The organism is Isoptericola sp. NPDC056573, from assembly GCF_042793335.1.
Classification (GTDB): domain Bacteria; phylum Actinomycetota; class Actinomycetes; order Actinomycetales; family Cellulomonadaceae; genus Isoptericola.
Map to the genome: position 1 here is coordinate 252,448 of NZ_JBHTUY010000002.1, position 17,003 is coordinate 269,450.

The following is a 17,003-nucleotide window of genomic DNA, read 5'->3' on the forward strand; positions in this document are numbered from 1 at the left end:
CTGGACGCTAGACCCGGCCACGCTCAGAGCATCCCGCGCTCGCGGGCGACGGCGGCGGCCTCGGTGCGCGACTGGGTGCCCAGCTTGGTGTTGATGTGCGCCAGGTGGGACTTCACGGTGGCGACGGAGACGAAGAGCTCGCGCGCGATGGCGTCGTTCGACCGGCCGGCGGCGACGAGACGCAGCACCTCGAGCTCGCGGGCGCTGAGGGTCACTCCCGGCGAGCGCATGCGGCCGAGGAGCCGACGCTGCACGTCGGCGCCGAGGGTGACCTCGCCGGCGGCGGCGGAGCGGATGGCGCGGGCCAGCTCCTCGGTGGGCGCGTCCTTGAGGAGGTAGCCCGTCGCCCCGGCCTCGACGGCGGCGAGGATGTCGGCGTCGGTGCCGTAGGTGGTGACGACGAGCACGGGCGTCGCGTGCCGGTGCACCACGGTGCCGGTCGCCTCCGCACCGCCGAGCCTCGACCGCCCCGGGCCGGCGTCGCCGAACCGCAGGTCGAGCAGGACGACGTCGGCCCGGCCGCCGGCGTCGAGCCAGGCGAGGAGGTCCTCGGCGGTGCCGGTCTCGTGCACGACGCGCATGTCCGGCTGCCCGTCGACCACGGCCCGCAGCCCGGCCCGCACCACGGGGTGGTCGTCGGCGAGCACGACGTCGATCATGGCTCCTCCACCTCCACGGGCAGCGTGACCGCCAGGGCGGTACCCGCGCCGGGCGACGACTCGAGCGCGACGCTGCCACCCAGCTCCTGGGCCCGCGACCGGACGGACGGCAGCCCGAAGCCGCGACCGGTGGCCCCCGCGGCGCCCGCGACGGCCTCCGGGTCGAACCCGCGCCCGTCGTCGACGACGTCGAGGGTGACGGTGTCCCGCTCGTAGGTGAGCGTGAGCCGGGCGCGGCCGGCCTCGGCGTGCTGCACCACGTTGGCGAGGGCGGACTGGGCGATGCGCAGCAGCGCCGTCTCGACGGGCACGGGCAGGGGCCGCACGTCGCCGGCGGTGTGCACGGAGACGTCCAGGGGCTGCCGCGCCGCCACGCCGCGCAGCGCGGCGACGAGGGTGGTGCGGTCCAGGTCGCGCGGCGTGAGGTCCTGCACGACGCGGCGCGCCTCGGCGAGGCTGTCGCGGGCGGCGCCGCGTGCCTGGCCGACGAGGTCGCGGGCCCTGTCGTCGTCGGTGCCGACCGCGTCGTCGGCGGCGCGCAGCAGCAGCTCGATGGCGGACAGGGACTGGGCCAGGGTGTCGTGGATGTCGCGCGCCAGGCGGGCCCGCTCCTCGGTGACGGCCCGCTCCCGCTCGGCCTGCGCGAGGTGCTGGCGCACCTGGGTCAGCTCGTCGACGGTCCGCTGCCGCGTCTGCGACTCGCGGACGAACGCCTCGATCCCGAGCACGACCCCGATGGCGACCGCCGCACCGAGCACGGGGCCCAGCACGAACCCGGTCCACGGGTCGTCGGCGTCGGCCTGCACCAGCAGCCCCTCCGCGACGGCGAGCACCGTCGTGGCGGCCACCGCGACGACGCCGCGGTGCGGCCCGAGCACGTGCATCTGCAGGATCATCAGCGGGAACGCGAGCCAGAGGGCCGCGGGCGAGAGCCACAGCAGCACCACCCACGGGACCACGAGGGCGGCGATCCACGCGGTGTCGGGCCACCAGGCGCCGCGCGGGGTGTCGACGGAACGGTCGTGCACCCGCACCGCCCGGCGCCCCGCGACGTAGACCGCGACGAGCACGGCCGCGACAGCCGCCGACGCCCACGTCCGCCCCGGCGGGGCCTGCAGCACGGCGACCACGGCGAGCGCCGCGAGCAGGACGTCGAGCCCCAGGATGAGGGCGCGCGTCGCCGACGGCTGGGGGCGGTGGATCACCCCGTCCACGGTAGCCGCGCCGCGGCGCGGCGCATCGTCCAAAAGGTGGAGCGGCCCGGCCACCCTTCGGCGCCGCAGGATCCCCCCGGCTCCCGATGATCGCGGGCCGCCCGGCGCGGAGGCTGGAGGCATCCCCGTCCCCGTCGACCCGTGGAGGTCCTCCCGTGTTCGTCGCCCTGCGCGATCTCCAGCATGCCCGCGGCCGCTTCGTCCTCATGTCCGTGGTGATCGTGCTGATCACGTTCCTCGTCACGTTCCTCGCGTCCCTGACGGCGGGCCTTGCCCGTGAGTCGACGTCGGCGGTCACCGACCTGCCCGCCGACCACCTCGCGTTCTCCATGCCCGCCGCCGGCGACTCCCCCGAGTTCACGGCGTCGCGCGTGACGAGCGACCAGTGGGAGGGCTGGGCGCAGGTGCCGGGCGTGGAGTCCGCCGAGCCGCTGGGCCTGGCCACGACGCGCGCCGGCTCGGACAGCACGACGGCGTCGGTCACCGCGCTGGGCGTGGCCGACGGCTCCCACCTGGTGCCGGGCACGGGCGACGTCGCGTCGGGCACGGTCGTGCTCACGCCGGGCGCCGCCGACGCCCTGGACGCGCGGGCCGGCGACTCGGTCACCCTCGGCGGCGCCGAGCTCACGGTCGCGACGACCGTCGACGCCGACGAGTCGTTCTCGCACACCCCGGTCGTGTGGACCACGCTCGACGACTGGCAGGCGGTCGGCGCACGCGGGGCCGGCGGCGACGACGTCGCGACGGTCGTGGCGCTCAGCGCCTCCGACGACGGCCCGACGGACGCCGCCCTGGCCGACGCGGACGCCTCGCTCGGCACGACGACGGTCACGACGTCGGACGCGCGCTCGGCGGTGGCGTCGTTCGCCGGGGAGAACACGTCGCTCACGACGATGCAGGCGTTCCTGCTGGCCATCTCCGCGCTGGTGGTGGGCGCGTTCTTCACCGTGTGGACCATCGGCCGGTCCGGGGACGTCGCGGTGCTCAAGGCGCTCGGCGCCTCCACCCGCTACCTGCTGCGCGACGCGCTCGGGCAGGCCGCCGTGCTGCTGGTCGGCGGCGTGGCGGTGGGCACGGGGCTCACGGTCGCGGGCGCCTCGTTGCTGCCCGACGTCGTCCCGGTGGTCGTGACGGCCGGGACGACGCTCGTGCCCGCCGCCGCCCTGGTGCTGCTCGGCCTGGCGGGAGCCGCCGTCTCGATCGCGCGCATCACCCGCATCGACCCGCACGCCGCGCTCGCGGCGCGCTGACCCGCTGACACCCCGACGACCCGGAGGACCTCATGGACCTGCACCTCGACCACGTCACCCTCGTCTACCCCGACGGCGACGGCACGCTCACCGCCGTGGACGACGTCGACCTCGCCGTCCCGGCCGGCACGACGACGGCCCTGCTCGGCCCGTCCGGGGCGGGCAAGTCCAGCCTGCTGGCCGTGGCCGCCGGGCTGACCAACCCGACCCGCGGCACGGTCCGGTTCGGCGAGGACGTCGTGTTCACGCCCACGACGACGGTGGCCGACGCGACCCGCGCGCGCCTGGACCGCATCGGCATGGTGTTCCAGTCGCCGCAGCTGCTGGGCTCGCTCACCGCGCTGGAGCAGCTGGAGCTGCACGCGCACCTGCGGGGCCGCCGCCCCTCGAGCGTGCGGGCGCGGGCCCTCGAGCTGCTCGACGCCGTCGGCGTGGCCGACCACGCGGGCAAGCGGCCCGCGCAGCTGTCGGGCGGGCAGCGGCAGCGCGTCGCGATCGCGCGCGCCCTGGTCGGGCGTCCCGAGGTGCTGCTGGTCGACGAGCCGACGTCGGCCCTCGACCACGAGCGCGGCACCCGCGTGGTCGAGCTGATCACGGGCCTGGCCCGCGAGACCGGCGCGGCCACGCTGCTGGTGTCGCACGACGCGTCCACCCTGGCCTCCGTCGACGCCACGGCCCGGATGCTCGACGCGCGGCTCGAGCCGGCCGAGGTCGGCGCCGTCTAGCAGCTCGGGCAGGGCTCCTGCGCACGCCGCGGGCGCAGGGCGAGGCGCGCGGCGGCCGCGGCCCCCGCGACCCGCTCGCCCCAGGTCGCCCGCCGGAGCCGCACGCGGAACGTGCTCGCGGCGGCGGCGTCGGAGGTGACCGCGCCGATCTTCTCCGGCGCGCACCGGCCGTACTTCGCCAGGTACGCGTCGTCGAGCAGCGCGTGCAGCTCGGGCGCCACCTCGGCGAGCACCACCGGCTGGCGGGTGCCGTCGACCTGGAGGTGCGCCCGCCCGCCGCCGGCCCGCCGCGCGGCGTCGGGCGCGGAGCGCACGTACAGGTCGTGGCCCAGCTGCACCACCCAGCCGCGCCAGGGCCGGCCGGGTTCGCGGGCGACGTCCACCTGCACGGCGGTCGCGGCCTCGAGGGCCTCGAGGACGTCCAGCTCGTGGAGGAAGGCGGCGGCGCGCGTCGGGAGGGTCACGACGGGTCGAACAGTGACCTGGGCCACGGGTATTCCGGCGGGCGTCACCAGTCCAGCGGGTCCCGCGAGATCGGGCAGGTCATGCAGTGCCCGCCGCCGCGCCCGCGGCCGAGCTCCGCGCCGACGATGGTGATGACCTCGACGCCGGCGCGGCGCAGCGCCGCGTTGGTCAGCGTGTTGCGGTCGTAGGTGAAGACGACGCCGGGCTCGAGGGCGACGGCGTTGTTGCCGGAGTCCCACTGCTGGCGCTCGGAGGCGTACGCGTCGCCCGCCGTCTCCACGACGCGCAGCTTCGGCAGCCCGAGCGACCGGGCGACGACGTCGACGAACGGGGTGTCGCCCTCGTCCGTGACCTCCACGCCGGGCGACGCGTCCGACGGCCGGAGCGTGAAGGCGTGGATGCCGTCGACGATCGTGGGGTGCACGGTGACGAGGTCGCGGTCGGCGAACGTGAACACGGTGTCCAGGTGCATCGCGGCGCGCAGCCGCGGCATCCCCGCGACGACGACCTGCTCCACGTCGCCGCCCTCGAACAGCGCCTTGGCGAACTGGGTGATGCCCTGGCGAGACGTCCGCTCGCTCATGCCCACGAGCACCGTGCCGTTCCCGACGGGCATGACGTCGCCGCCCTCGATCGTGGCCTGCGCCCAGTCCTGCTCCGGGTCGCCCCACCACACCCGCGAGCCGACGTACTCGGGGTGGAAGGAGTAGATCGCCTTCATCAGCAGCGTCTCGTCCTTGCGCGCCGGCCAGTACAGCGGGTTGAGCGTGAGGCCGCCGTAGATCCAGCAGGTCGTGTCGCGCGTGTACAGGGTGTTGGGCAGCGGCGGCAGCAGGTACTCGGGGGTGCCGGTGGACTCGCGGGCCAGGTTCACGTAGTCGCTGCGGAAGTCCTCGGGCAGGTCGTGCGTCGAGAGCCCGCCGATGAGGAAGCGCGACAGCTCCCGGTCGGTCAGGGACTCGAGGTATCCCCGCGTGCCCTCCACCAGGCCGAGCCCCACCTGGTTCGGCACCACCTTGCGGTCCAGCAGCCAGGACCGCGCCTGCGGGATCGCCATCGTCTGCGCCAGCAGGTCGTGCAGCTCGACCACCTCGACGCCCCGGTTGGTGAGCTTGTTGACGAAGTCCAGGTGGTCGCGCTGCGCGGACTCCACCCACATGACGTCGTCGAACAGCAGGTCGTCGGAGTTCGTGGGGGTGAGCCGCTCGTGGGCGAGCCCGGGCGAGCAGACCAGCACCTTGCGCAGCCGGCCGACCTCCGAATGGACGCCGTGGGCCGGGGCGGCGGGCTGCGCGGACGGTGCGGTGGTCATGGGGAGAACCTTTCGGTCGGACGACGGACGGTGCGGTCGGTGGTGACGGTCAGATCGAGATCCAGCCGGCGGCGAGACCGATCACCGCGAGGACGGCGATCGCGACCACGACGACGAACAGCGCCAGCTCGGCGGGGTTGAAGACCCGGCGCCCCTGCTCGCGCCGCGTCATGACGAACAGGACGGTCGCGGGCGCGTAGAAGAGGAACGAGACCAGCACGAGGCTCAGGCCGGCCGCGAAGACGAGGAAGGCCGTGTAGACCGTCGCCAGGACCGTGACGACCAGGTCCCCGCGCAGCGTGGACGGCGGCGCGCCGTCGTAGGTCTCGCGCGTGGCGCGCAGCTTCACCGCGTAGAGCGCGGCGAGCAGGAACGGGATGAGCGTCATGACGGCGGTCATGTCGAGCGCGAAGTCGAACGCGTCCTCGGAGAAGTACGTGAGGATCAGCACGACCTGCGACAGGGACGTGCTCAGCAGCAGCGCGTTGACGGGCACGTCGCGGTCGGTCGACCGGGTGAGGAAGCGCGGCATGTCGCGGTCCTTGGCGGCGACGAACAGCACTTCCGCCGCCATGAGCGTCCACGCCAGGTACGCCCCCAGCACCGAGATGATGAGGCCGACGCCGACGAAGACGCTGCCCCACTCGCCGACGGCCGCCTCGAGCACCCCCGCCATCGACGGCTGTCGCAGCTCGGCGATCTCGCTCATCGGCATGATGCCGTAGGACACGATCGTCACCGACGCGAAGATGGCGAACACGCTGACGAAGCCGAGGATGGTGGCACGGCCGACGTCCTCGCGGCGCTTCGCGTGCCGGGAGTAGACGCTCGCGCCCTCGACGCCGAGGAACACGAAGACCGTGACCAGCATCGTGCCGCGCACCTGGTCGAACAGGGAGCCCGCGTAGTCGGCGCCGCCCCAGTTCTCCGCGAACGCGCTGGGGTCGAAGACGAACAGCGCCAGCAGGACGAAGACGATGATGGGGATGATCTTGGCGACGGTGACGATCCGGTTGATCGCCGTCGCCTCCTTGATCCCCCGCCGCACCAGCAGGAAGAACAGCCACAGGCCGACGGTGGACAGCGCGAGCGCGAGCACCGTGTCGCCGGCGCCGAGGGCGGGGATCCACTGCCCCAGCGTCGACATGATGAGCACCCAGTAGGTGACGTTCCCGACGCACGCGCTGGCCCAGTAGCCGGCGGCCGCGAAGAAGCCCGTGTACTCGCCGAAGCCCGCCTTCGCGTACGCGTAGACGCCGGCGTCGAGGTCGGGCTTGCGCATCGCGAGCCGCTGGAACACGAACGCGAGCATCAGCATGCCCGCGCCCGCGACGACCCACGCGATGAGGGCGCCCATGACGCCCGTCTCCTGGGCGAACCGGCGCGGCAGCGAGAACACCCCGGCGCCGACCATGGACCCGACGACCATCGCGGTGAGGGTCAGCAGCGACACCTTCGCCGTCGTGCCGGTCCCCGACGTCGTCTCCTGGTGCGCCATCTGTCGTGTCCTCCTGAGGTCGGACCTACCGGGTGCTGCGGCCGATCGTTCCACCGTCGCGCCTGGTCCGCGCGTCGGCCGTGCGATCCACCTTGCGTGCGACGGCGTCCAGGAGGTCGCCGGCGGGGATGCGCAGGGTGCCGGTCCAGGAGGGCAGGACGCCGGCCCTGGCCGCGCCGAGGACGAGCCCTGCGACGGCCAGCCCGAGCAGGACCGGCCAGACCGCGCCCCAGGCCGTCACGGCGTCGAGCCCGGGCACCTTCTCCGGCGGCAGCCAGAGCCACGCCAGCACCCAGGTGCCGACCGTGCCGCCGACGGCGAGCACGACCCACGACCACAGCCCGCCGTCGGGCGCGGCCGGGCCGGGGTGGCCCGACGCCCGCAGCAGCACGAGGGCACGAAGGAGCAGCAGCGTCGACACGGTCGCGACGAACGGGAGCACCGCGGTGACGTCGACGAGGAACGGCGCCTCCCCCACGGCCCGCTTGGCGGCGTACTTGGCCACGGCGCCGCTGCCCAGGGGCGCGCCGGTGATCGCGAGGGCGAGCACGAACGCGCCGCCCAGCACCACGGCTCGGGCGCGGCCGGCGCCGTAGCGTTCCCAGACCTCCACCGCCATGATCAGCCCGCCCTTCGCCATGCCGTGGTGCACCGCGTAGACGACGGCGGTGAGCACGCACGCCTCGGCCAGGTCGGGGGCCCCGAGGGCCACCCCGACGACCATGGCGAGGAACCCCATCTGGCCCACGGTGCTGTAGGCGAGGGAGACCTCGGGGTCGTCGGTGAGGACGCCCGGCACGAGCACGCTGAACGCTCCGACGAGCGCTGCGACCACCAGCAGGGTGCCCCAGCCGGGCATCGCCTCCTGCCCCAGCGGGAGGAAGCGGAGCCAGCCCACCAGGCCGACCTTCACCACGGTGCCGCTCAGCACGGCCCCGACCGGCACGGACGCGGCCGCCTCGTCGATCGGCAGCCACCCGTGCAGCGGGAAGGTGGCGGCCTTGATGCCGAACCCGAGCAGGAGGAGACCCACGACCACCCCGCCCGTGGGGGCGGCGGCGACGGCCGCAGGGGCGTCGGCCAGGTGCAGCCCGCCGGCCGCGACCACGAGCACGACGGCGGCCGCGAGGACGACGTCGCTGGCCACCGCCAGGACGAGGTAGAGCCGGCCCGCGCGCCGCGCCGTCGCCGTGCGGGGGTGCAGGATCAGCCGGTGCGCGGCGACCGTCGTCACCACGCACCCGGCGAGGAACGTCACCGCGTCGGCGGCGACGAGCACCGTCGCGGTGCCGACGAACGCGGCGAGCAGCAGCCCGCTGCGCGACGCCGTCCGCGCGTCCGCGGACCGCGCCGTGAGGGCGAGCGCCGCGGCGTACAGCACGCCGACGAACAGGAGCAGCGGCCTCCCCACGACGTCCAGCTGGAGGGCCGCGCCGCGGACGGGGCCGAGCAGGTCCACCACCACGACCGGGACGAGGGCGAGCGGCGCCGCCCGGACCAGGCGGTCCGGCCCGAGGTCGGGTCCGTGCGACGACCGCACGAGGAGCACGACGGCCGTCACCGCCGGCACCGCGAGCGCGACGAGCAGCAGCCAGGTCATGGCGCCAGGGTGGTCAGGCGCCCGGCAGCGTGAGCGCCCCCGAGCGGACGGCCGCGACGACGCCGCCGTCGACGAGGAGGTCCGTGCCGGTGACGAAGGACGAGTCGGGCCCGAGCAGAAAGGCGACGGCCGCGGCGATGTCGTCGGGGCGCCCGAGGCGGCCGGTGCCGGACGCCTCGACCATCGCGCGCATCCCCGCCCCGGACTCGCCCTGGAGCTCCTGCTCCCCCATCGGGGTGACGATCACGCCGGGGCTCACGGAGTTCACGCGGGCGCCGCGCCGCCCCCAGGCGAGGCTGGCCGTCTGCACGCGCAGCTGGTTGGCGCGCTTCGCGATGCCGTAGGCCGCGCCTGGGTCGGCGACCGCGTCCCCGCGGAGGAACGGGAGGTCGAGCAGCGCGTCGGTGGGGGTGCGCGCGAGCGCCGCCTCCAGCTCGGCGGGGAGGCGGCCGACCGCCATCGACCCCGCCATGGACGCGATGACCACGCCGGCGCCGCCGTGCGCGACCACGGCGCCGAACTCGTCGAGGCTGTGCGCGACGCCCAGCAGGTCGACGGCCAGGATCGGGCCCACCGCCGCCTGCGTCGGCGAGAGCCCCGCGGTGTGCACGACGGACGTCACGGGCCCGAGCGACGCGGCCTCCGCGGCGAGCTCCGCCACCGACTCGCGCTCGGACACGTCGACGACCCGCGCCCGCACGTCGTGGGTGCCGCCGAGCGCGTCGGCCACGCGGGTCACCGCCTCGTCGGAGAAGTCGGCGAGCAGCAGCGTCCGGCCCGGCGGCGTGCGGCGCGCGATCTCCTCCCCCATCCCGCCGACCCCGACGACGACCGTCACCTCGCTGCTCGCCATGCGCCGCTCCCTCGCTCGCCCTCGTCGGCACGGTCCCCGTGCCGTCGTCCGCCATCCTCCCCCGGTGGGGTCAGCCGTGCGCGAGCACCTCGAGGGCCACGACCGCCACCCCGAGCACCACCTCGGCCAGCAGGAGGAGCCACTTCTGCCAGGTGGGGATCGCCGCGCGCCGCACGGCCACGTACCCGACGAGGCCGAGGCTCGCGACCAGCGCGACGGTCGAGGCGGTGAGCGCGCCGGCCGTCGTCCACGTCCCGCGCCCGGCCAGCCACAGGAACACGAGCGGCAGCACGACGACGCCGCCGGCGCTGGAGACCACGCCCACCATGTGGCGGCTCTCGGCGCGCGTCGGGAGGTGGTTGTGCACCACGACGTGCGACACGAGGTCGGCGAGGAAGACGGCGAGGAGCGTGCCGCCGACGGTGATGACCAGGGTGGTCGCCGCCCGGCCTGGCGTGAGGCCCTCGACGTGCCCCCGGAGCGCCAGCACCACCGCCAGCGCCGCGAAGGTGACGTACACGCGTTCCTTGAGGCGGTCGGCCCGCTGGTCCGGCGTGAGCTGGTCGCGACGGCGCCTGCGGCGCTCGCGACGGTCGGTCGCTCGGCTCATGCGTGCACGGTAGGCCCCGTGGTCGGATGTTGACACGCGGGCGCGGTCCGGGCATCCTCGTGAAACGACTCAATTTGAAGCGCTTCAAAGTAGAAGTGGGAGAACGATGACGACCTCGACGGCACCGGGAAAGATCCCGGGCAGGACCTGGTACCGCACCACGGTGGCGGGCATGGCGTCGTACCTCGACGCCGGCGCGATCATCACCACCGGCACGGCGCTGGTGCTGTACAAGGAGCCGCTGGGCATCAGCGACGCGCAGTTCGGCCAGTACTCGGCCCTGCTGACGTTCATGATCGCGGCCGGCGCCCTGGTCGGCGGCCGCCTGGCCGACCTGTTCGGCCGCAAGCGCGTCTTCCTCGCCACGATGGCGGTGTACGTCGCCGGCGCGGCGGTCCTCGTGGCCGCGCCGGGCACCGGGGCGCTGTACGCCGGCGTCGTCCTGCTCGGCCTCGCGGTCGGCGCGGACCTGCCCGCGTCGCTCGCGATGATCGCCGAGGAGGCGCCGCCGGAGCACCGCGGCAAGCTGATCTCGTTCTCCCACATCCTGTGGCTCGTCGGCATCATCGCCGCGCAGCTGTTCGGCATCGTCGTCGGCGGCATGGGCATGACGGGCGGCCGGATCATGTACGGGCAGCTCCTGGTGCTGGCCCTCGTGGTGCTGGTGCTGCGGGCCGGGATGCCGGAGTCGTCGCGCTGGCAGGCCGCGCACGCCGGCGCCGCGGCCAGCGACCCGGGCGCAGAGGCCGTCGACCTCGGGACGCTCAAGCGGCTGCTGCGCGGCCCGTACCTCATGCCGATGGTCGCCGTCGCGCTCTTCTACGCCCTGGTCAACGTCGGCGCGAACACCGGCGGCCAGTTCTCCACCCTCATGTACACGGAGATGGCGGGCTCCACGGTGCGGTTCGCGTCCACGGTCGGGTTCGTCACCTTCGCCATCGCGTTCGCGGCCACCTACGGGCTGATGCGGATCGTCGACGGCGCGCACCGCATGCGCTGGTTCGCCGTGATGGCCGTGTTCTACACCCTCGGCTACCTGGTCCCCGTGGTCTTCGGCGTCGAGGTCTGGACGCTCGTGACCATGGGCGTGGTCGGCTCCATCGCGGGCGCCGTCGCGGGCGAGCCGATGTTCAAGGTGTGGGCGCAGGAGCTCATCCCCACCACCTACCGCAGCACCGCGCAGGGCGTGATGATCGCGTTCACCCGCGTGGTCGCCGCCGTCGTCGCGCTGTGGACACCCACCCTGCTCGCGGCCAGCCCGAACGTGCTGTTCGTGTTCGTGGCGGCGTGCATCGCCGTGGGCGGCGTGATCGGGTACTTCTGGATCACCCGGTACCCGCGCGTCGCCGACGACGAGCCCGCCGCCCCGGCGACCACCACCCCCACCCCGATCGAGGGAGCCCGATGACCGTCCCCGCGCCCGTCCTGCGCGTCGAGCACCACCCGCAGCCCGCCCTCGGCGTCGGCGAGGACCGGCCCCGCCTGTCCTGGCACCTCGACGCCGCGCACGCGGCCTACCGGCAGGGCGCGTACGAGGTCGCGTGGCGCACGACGGCGCCGGACGGCACGGTCCTCGACGAGGCGACCGCCGTCGTCGACGGCGCCGCGCAGGTCCTCGTGCCCTGGCCGGGCGCGCCGCTCGCCCCCCGTGCCCGCGCCGAGGTGCGCGTGCGCACCCGGGACGGCGGCGCCGACGAGGAAGCGGGCGAGGCGGGCTGGGGACCGTGGAGCGAGCCCGTCGTCGTGGAGCGCGGGCTGACGGCCGCCGGCTGGACCGCCGAGCTCGTCGGGCCCGGGTACGACGAGGGCCCGGTCGAGAGCCGGCGCGCCCCGCTGCTGCGCCGCGGGTTCGACGTCCCCGGTGACGCCGTGCGGTCCGCGCGCCTGCACCTCACCGCGCACGGCCTGGTCGAGGCGGAGCTCAACGGGCGGCGCGTGGGCGCCGACGAGCTGGTGCCCGGCTGGACCCCCTACGACGACCGCCTGCGCGTGTCCGTCTACGACGTCACCGACCTCGTGCGCCCGGGCGAGAACGCCCTCGGCGCGTGGCTGGCCGACGGCTGGTTCCGCGGCCGGTACGGCTTCGAGGGCGGCCACCGCGACCTGTACGGCGACCACGTGGGCGTGCTCGCCCAGCTCGAGGTGGTCACCGACACGGGCACGGTCGTGCTGGGCAGCGACGCGTCGTGGCGCAGCGCCCCGGGCCCGCTCACGCGCGCCTCCCTGTACGACGGCGAGACCTTCGACGCGCGCCTGCTGCCCGCGGGCTGGTCGGAGCCCGGCTTCGACGACGCCGCATGGGCGCCCGTCGTCGTGCACCCCCTGGACCGCGCCGTGCTCGCGGCCCCCGACGGCCCGCCGGTGCGCTGCACGGGCGAGCTCGCGCCCGTGAGCGTGACCCGCGCGCCCGGACCGGACGGCGAGGACGGCTGGCTCGTCGACTACGGGCAGAACCACTCCGGCCGTCCCCGCCTCGTCGTGCCGGCCGCCCCCGCCGGGACCGTGGTGCGCGTGCGGCACGCCGAGGTGCTGCAGGACGGCACCCTCTACACGCGCACGCTGCGGGAGGCCGCCGCCACCGACGAGGTCGTGCTCGACGGGGAGGCCCTCACCTGGGAGCCGCGGTTCACCGTGCACGGCTACCGGTACGCGCACGTCACGGGCTGGCCGGGCGAGGACGCCCCGGCGATCGTCTCCCGCGTGCTGCACAGCGACATGGCCCGCACGGGCTGGTTCGCCAGCAGCGACCCGGCGCTGGACCGCCTGCACGAGAACGTCGTCTGGAGCCTGCGCTCCAACTTCGTCGACATCCCCACCGACTGCCCGCAGCGCGACGAGCGCCTCGGCTGGACCGGCGACATCCAGGCGTTCGCGCCCACCGCCGCGTTCCTCTACGACGTGCACGGGATGCTCGCCGACTGGCTGCGGTCGCTGTCGGCCGAGCAGCGGCGGTTCGACGGCACCGTGCCCGTGTACGTGCCGTGGATCCCCGGCGGCACGTACTGGCAGCCGTCGCAGGACATCGCCGGGTGGGGCGACGCCGCCACCCTCGTGCCCGAGGCGCTGCACCGCGACTCCGCCGACCGCGACCTGCTCGCGCGGCAGTACGCGAGCGCCGTCGCCTGGGTGGACAAGGTGGCCGGCCTCGCCGGGCCCGACCGGCTGTGGGACACCGGGATGCAGCTCGGCGACTGGCTCGACCCGACCGCCCCGCCCGAGGACCCGCTGCGCGCGCAGACCGACCCGTACCTCGTGGCCACGGCCTACGTCGCCCGCTCGGCGCGGGCCGTCGCGGACACGGCCCGCGCGCTCGGGCGCGACGCCGACGCCGCCCGCTACGAGGCGCTCGCCGAGGAGGTCGCCGCCGCGTACCGCAAGCGCTACGTCGACAGCGGCGACGCGATGCACGACACCCAGACCGCGCACGCGCTGTCGATCGTCTTCGACCTGCTGGACGGCGACGACGCCCGCCGCCGCGCGGGCGAGCGGCTCGCGGCCCTGGTGCGCGACGGCGGGAACACCGTCGGCACCGGGTTCGCCGGTACGCCGCTCGTCGCCGACGCCCTGAGCGGCACCGGGCAGCTCGACGCCGCGTACGCGCTGCTGCTCAGCCACGCGTCGCCGTCGTGGCTCGCCATGGTGGACCTCGGCGCCACGACCATCTGGGAGCGCTGGGACAGCATGCTCACGGACGGCACGGTGAACCCGGGCGAGATGACGTCGTTCAACCACTACGCCCTCGGGTCCGTGGCCGACTGGCTGCACCGCGTGGTCGCCGGCCTCGCCCCGCTCGAGCCGGGGTACCGCACCTTCCGGGTGGCCCCGCGGCCCGGCGGCGGGCTGACCCACGCCTCGGCCCGGCACGTCACGCCGTACGGCACCGCCGAGGTCGCGTGGCGGATCGAGGACGGCGCCGACGGCGAGGAGCTCGTGGTGCGCTGCGTGGTGCCCGTCGGCACCACCGCCGAGCTGGACGTCCCGGGCGCCCCGCCCGCCGTCGTCGGGCACGGGGAGCACGAGGTGCGCGTGCGCCGCGGCTGATCAGGCGCGGGCCCGCCGCTCGCGCGCCCGGCCCACCGCCTTGACCACCTCGACGAGCAGGAAGACGACGACGGCCAGGCCGAGGGTCTTGCCCCACTCCTCGAGGCCGATGGGGGCGGCGTCGAACCAGTCGTGCATGAACGGCGTGTACACGAACACGCACTGCAGGCCGATCAGCGCGACCGCGGAGATCCAGATGACGCGGTTGCCCCGCAGCACGTCGACCGTGAGGCTCGACCGGTCCAGGAACCGGCAGTTGAACAGGTACGCCAGCTGGCCCAGCGCGAGCATGGTCACGGCCGTGGTCTGCGCCTCGGCGAGCGGCGCGCCCTGCGCCCGCTCGGCGTAGAAGACGAACAGCGTGGCGCCGCCGATGAGCAGGGACACGATGAGGATGCGGCGCACGAACACGGCGTCGAGGATCGACGCCTTCGGGTCGCGCGGGGGCCGGGACATGACGTCGGGCTCCGCCTTCTCGTACGCGAGGCCGAGGGACAGCGTGACCGCGGTGATCATGTTGATCCACAGCACCTGCACCGGCGCGAGCGGCAGCACCAGGCCGAACAGCACGGCCACGAGGATGACCAGCGACTGCGCGCCGTTGGTGGGCAGCAGGAAGAGCACGGACTTGCGGATGTTGTCGTAGATCCGCCGCCCCTCCTCCACGGCCCGCTCGATGGTCGCGAAGTTGTCGTCGGCGAGCACCACCTCGGCCGCGTCCTTCGTCGCCTCCGTGCCCTTGATGCCCATCGCGACGCCGACGTCCGCCTGCGTGAGCGCGGGGGCGTCGTTGACGCCGTCGCCCGTCATCGCGACCACCTCGCCGTGCGCCTGCAGCGCCGACACGATGCGGATCTTGTGCTCCGGGCTGGTGCGGGCGTACACGTGCACGTCCTGGACGACGGCGCGCAGCTGCGCGGTGCTCATCGCCTCCAGCTCGGCACCCGTGAGGACGGCGGGTCCCGCGCCGTCGGGGCCGACCTCGTCGTGCACGATGCCCATCTCACGGCCGATCGCCACCGCGGTCCCCGCGTGGTCGCCCGTGATCATCGTGACCGCGATGCCGGCGTCACGGCACTGCGCGATGGCGTCGATCGCCTCCGGGCGCGGCGGGTCGACGATGCCGACCAGGCCGCACAGCTCCAGGTCGACGAGGGTGTCGGCGAGCGGGGTGGACGGCTCGGCGGACGGGTCGACGCGGCGGCGGGCCGCGGCCAGCACCCGCAGGCCCCGGCCTCCGATCTCGTCGATCTGCGCCTCCCAGAACGCGCGGTCGACCGGCTGCGCCGTGCCGTCGGGCGCGGTCTGCGTGACGCAGCGGTCCAGCACCCGGTCGGGCGCGCCCTTGAGGTGCACGACCTGCCCGCCGTCCGCGTCCCGGTCGAGGGTGGCCATGTACTTGTTCTCCGACTCGAACGGCACCAGGTCCTGCCGCGACCAGCCCGCGGTGTCGAAGCCGGCCTTCATGCCGAGGCTGCGCAGCGCGCCCTCCGTCGGCTCGCCCACCAGCCGCCAGTCCTCGCCCTGCTCGCCGGGCTCCCCCGGCACCACGCGGGCGTCGTTGCAGAGCATCATCGCGGCGACGACGGCGGTGAGGTCGCGGTCGTCGGCGAGGTCGGCGTGCCGCGACCCCTCGCCCTCGAGCGTGAGCTCGCCGACGGGCGCGTACCCGGCGCCCGCGACGTCGAACGACCGGCCCGCGGTGCGCACCAGCCGCGCGGTCATCTCGTTCTTGGTCAGCGTGCCGGTCTTGTCGGAGCAGATCGTCGTGACGGAGCCGAGGGTCTCGACGGCGGGCAGCTTGCGGGTGATGGCGCGGCGGCGGGCCATCTGCTGCACGCCGAGCGCCAGGGTGATCGTCACCAGGGCGGGCAGGCCCTCCGGGACGGCGGCGACGGCGAACCCGATGGACGCGGACACCAGCTCCGGCACCGAGAAGTCGTGCACCACGCGCCCGATGACGACCATCACGACGGCCATGCCGAGGATGAGCACCGCGAGCAGCTTGCCGAACCGGTCGAGCTGCTTGGTCAGCGGGGTCTCCAGGCTGGTGACCTCGGAGATCATCGTCTGGATGCGGCCGATCTCGGTGCGCTCGCCGGTGGCCGTGACCACGCCGACGCCCTGGCCCGCGGCCACGAGGGTGCCGGAGAACAGCATGCTGGTGCGGTCGCCCACCCCGGCGTCGGCGTCGACGGCGTCGACACGCTTGCTCGCCGCGACCGACTCCCCCGTGAGCGCCGACTCCTCGACGCGCAGGTTGGTCGCCTGCAGCAGGCGCACGTCGGCGGGCACCCGGTCGCCCGAGCGCACGCGCACGACGTCGCCCGGCACGACGTCGTCGGCGTCGATCTTCGCCCAGGCGCCGTCGCGGCGGGCTTCGGCGTGCACGGAGAGCATCTGGCGGATGCCGTTCAGCGCGCTCTCGGCCCGCCCTTCCTGGATGAAGCCGATCGCCGCGTTCACCACCGCGACCAGCAGGATCACGGTGAAGTCGACCCAGTCGCCGAGGATCGCCTTGAGCACGGCGGAGACCAGCAGGATGTAGATGAGCACGTCGTCGAAGTGCACCAGGACCCGCTTCCACAGCGGGTCCTTCTCCGGCGGCGGCAGCCGGTTGGGGCCGACCTCCGCGAGCCGTTCCCTCGCGTCGGCGGCGCTCAGCCCGCCGTCGTCCGTGCGCAGCGCGGAGAGCACCTCGGCGGGCGGTCGTGACCAGGGGGTCGCTTCCGTGGCGACGTCCTGCGCAGATCCCATGCCGCCCATTCGACCGCGG

General features: G+C 74.7%; 13 protein-coding genes. 4 read left to right on the forward strand and 9 right to left on the reverse strand.

The window, feature by feature from the left end; translation table 11 throughout:
• Positions 1 to 23 precede the first annotated feature (23 nt).
• Both ACFQ8E_RS03875 and ACFQ8E_RS03880 read right to left on the reverse strand, forming a co-directional pair.
• Positions 24 to 659 carry a LuxR C-terminal-related transcriptional regulator gene (locus tag ACFQ8E_RS03875; RefSeq protein WP_430549262.1) on the reverse strand — a complete coding sequence of 212 codons (636 nt, stop codon included), beginning with the start codon at positions 657 to 659 and terminating at the stop codon, positions 24 to 26.
• Entirely contained in the window at positions 656 to 1,864 is a 1,209-nt protein-coding gene (locus ACFQ8E_RS03880) for a sensor histidine kinase (RefSeq protein WP_430549263.1), read from the reverse strand. The genes ACFQ8E_RS03875 and ACFQ8E_RS03880 overlap by 4 nt, the downstream gene beginning before the upstream one ends.
• A 164-nt stretch (positions 1,865 to 2,028) precedes the next feature.
• On the opposite strand from ACFQ8E_RS03880, the gene ACFQ8E_RS03885 reads away from it, so the two are divergent.
• Both ACFQ8E_RS03885 and ACFQ8E_RS03890 read left to right on the forward strand, forming a co-directional pair.
• Positions 2,029 to 3,123: an ABC transporter permease gene (locus tag ACFQ8E_RS03885; RefSeq protein ID WP_430549264.1), complete on the forward strand. Its 1,095-nt coding sequence runs from the start codon at positions 2,029 to 2,031 to the stop codon at positions 3,121 to 3,123.
• Positions 3,124 to 3,155: 32 nt separating this feature from the next.
• Positions 3,156 to 3,848 carry an ABC transporter ATP-binding protein gene (locus ACFQ8E_RS03890; protein WP_430549265.1) on the forward strand — a complete coding sequence of 231 codons (693 nt, stop codon included), beginning with the start codon at positions 3,156 to 3,158 and terminating at the stop codon, positions 3,846 to 3,848.
• Here ACFQ8E_RS03890 and ACFQ8E_RS03895 read toward each other — a convergent pair.
• From ACFQ8E_RS03895 to ACFQ8E_RS03920, 6 genes are all read right to left on the reverse strand, one after another.
• Entirely contained in the window at positions 3,845 to 4,312 is a 468-nt protein-coding gene (locus tag ACFQ8E_RS03895) for a DUF2255 family protein (RefSeq protein ID WP_430549266.1), read from the reverse strand. The two genes, ACFQ8E_RS03890 and ACFQ8E_RS03895, sit on opposite strands and share 4 nt — an antisense overlap.
• Before the next feature lie 44 nt (positions 4,313 to 4,356).
• Positions 4,357 to 5,625, reverse strand: a complete 1,269-nt coding sequence (locus tag ACFQ8E_RS03900) for an arginine deiminase (RefSeq protein WP_430549267.1) — start codon at positions 5,623 to 5,625, stop codon at positions 4,357 to 4,359.
• Between the two features lie 49 nt (positions 5,626 to 5,674).
• Complete coding sequence (locus ACFQ8E_RS03905) at positions 5,675 to 7,123, reverse strand: basic amino acid/polyamine antiporter (RefSeq protein ID WP_430549268.1); 1,449 nt, start codon at positions 7,121 to 7,123, stop codon at positions 5,675 to 5,677.
• 25 nt (positions 7,124 to 7,148) lie between these two features.
• Positions 7,149 to 8,723, reverse strand: a complete 1,575-nt coding sequence (locus tag ACFQ8E_RS03910; protein ID WP_430549269.1) for a proton-conducting transporter membrane subunit — start codon at positions 8,721 to 8,723, stop codon at positions 7,149 to 7,151.
• Between the two features lie 13 nt (positions 8,724 to 8,736).
• Positions 8,737 to 9,576 (reverse strand): SDR family oxidoreductase, encoded by an 840-nt coding sequence (locus ACFQ8E_RS03915; RefSeq protein WP_430549270.1) that lies wholly within the window; start codon positions 9,574 to 9,576, stop codon positions 8,737 to 8,739.
• A gap of 70 nt (positions 9,577 to 9,646) precedes the next feature.
• Positions 9,647 to 10,186 carry a hypothetical protein gene (locus ACFQ8E_RS03920; protein ID WP_430549271.1) on the reverse strand — a complete coding sequence of 180 codons (540 nt, stop codon included), beginning with the start codon at positions 10,184 to 10,186 and terminating at the stop codon, positions 9,647 to 9,649.
• Between the two features lie 106 nt (positions 10,187 to 10,292).
• Between ACFQ8E_RS03920 and ACFQ8E_RS03925 the strand changes: the two genes are divergently transcribed.
• Positions 10,293 to 11,594: an MFS transporter gene (locus ACFQ8E_RS03925; RefSeq protein ID WP_430549272.1), complete on the forward strand. Its 1,302-nt coding sequence runs from the start codon at positions 10,293 to 10,295 to the stop codon at positions 11,592 to 11,594.
• The gene (locus ACFQ8E_RS03930) at positions 11,591 to 14,227 is read left to right on the forward strand and encodes a glycoside hydrolase family 78 protein (RefSeq protein WP_430549273.1); all 2,637 of its coding nucleotides are present in this window, start codon (positions 11,591 to 11,593) and stop codon (positions 14,225 to 14,227) included. The genes ACFQ8E_RS03925 and ACFQ8E_RS03930 overlap by 4 nt, the downstream gene beginning before the upstream one ends.
• Here the strand turns inward: ACFQ8E_RS03930 and ACFQ8E_RS03935 are convergent, their stop codons facing one another.
• The gene (locus ACFQ8E_RS03935) at positions 14,228 to 16,984 is read right to left on the reverse strand and encodes a cation-translocating P-type ATPase (RefSeq protein ID WP_430549274.1); all 2,757 of its coding nucleotides are present in this window, start codon (positions 16,982 to 16,984) and stop codon (positions 14,228 to 14,230) included.
• Positions 16,985 to 17,003 lie beyond the last annotated feature (19 nt).

Excerpts from the sequence above, each read along its gene's own strand:
- ACFQ8E_RS03875 (WP_430549262.1), bottom strand. The coding sequence starts at position 659 with ATGATCGACGTCGTGCTCGCCGACGACCACCCCGTGGTGCGGGCCGGG.
- ACFQ8E_RS03890 (WP_430549265.1), top strand. The coding sequence starts at position 3,156 with ATGGACCTGCACCTCGACCACGTCACCCTCGTCTACCCCGACGGCGAC.
- ACFQ8E_RS03900 (WP_430549267.1), bottom strand. The coding sequence starts at position 5,625 with ATGACCACCGCACCGTCCGCGCAGCCCGCCGCCCCGGCCCACGGCGTC.
- ACFQ8E_RS03905 (WP_430549268.1), bottom strand. The coding sequence starts at position 7,123 with ATGGCGCACCAGGAGACGACGTCGGGGACCGGCACGACGGCGAAGGTG.
- ACFQ8E_RS03910 (WP_430549269.1), bottom strand. The coding sequence starts at position 8,723 with ATGACCTGGCTGCTGCTCGTCGCGCTCGCGGTGCCGGCGGTGACGGCC.
- ACFQ8E_RS03915 (WP_430549270.1), bottom strand. The coding sequence starts at position 9,576 with ATGGCGAGCAGCGAGGTGACGGTCGTCGTCGGGGTCGGCGGGATGGGG.
- ACFQ8E_RS03920 (WP_430549271.1), bottom strand. The coding sequence starts at position 10,186 with ATGAGCCGAGCGACCGACCGTCGCGAGCGCCGCAGGCGCCGTCGCGAC.
- ACFQ8E_RS03925 (WP_430549272.1), top strand. The coding sequence starts at position 10,293 with ATGACGACCTCGACGGCACCGGGAAAGATCCCGGGCAGGACCTGGTAC.
- ACFQ8E_RS03930 (WP_430549273.1), top strand. The coding sequence starts at position 11,591 with ATGACCGTCCCCGCGCCCGTCCTGCGCGTCGAGCACCACCCGCAGCCC.
- ACFQ8E_RS03935 (WP_430549274.1), bottom strand. The coding sequence starts at position 16,984 with ATGGGATCTGCGCAGGACGTCGCCACGGAAGCGACCCCCTGGTCACGA.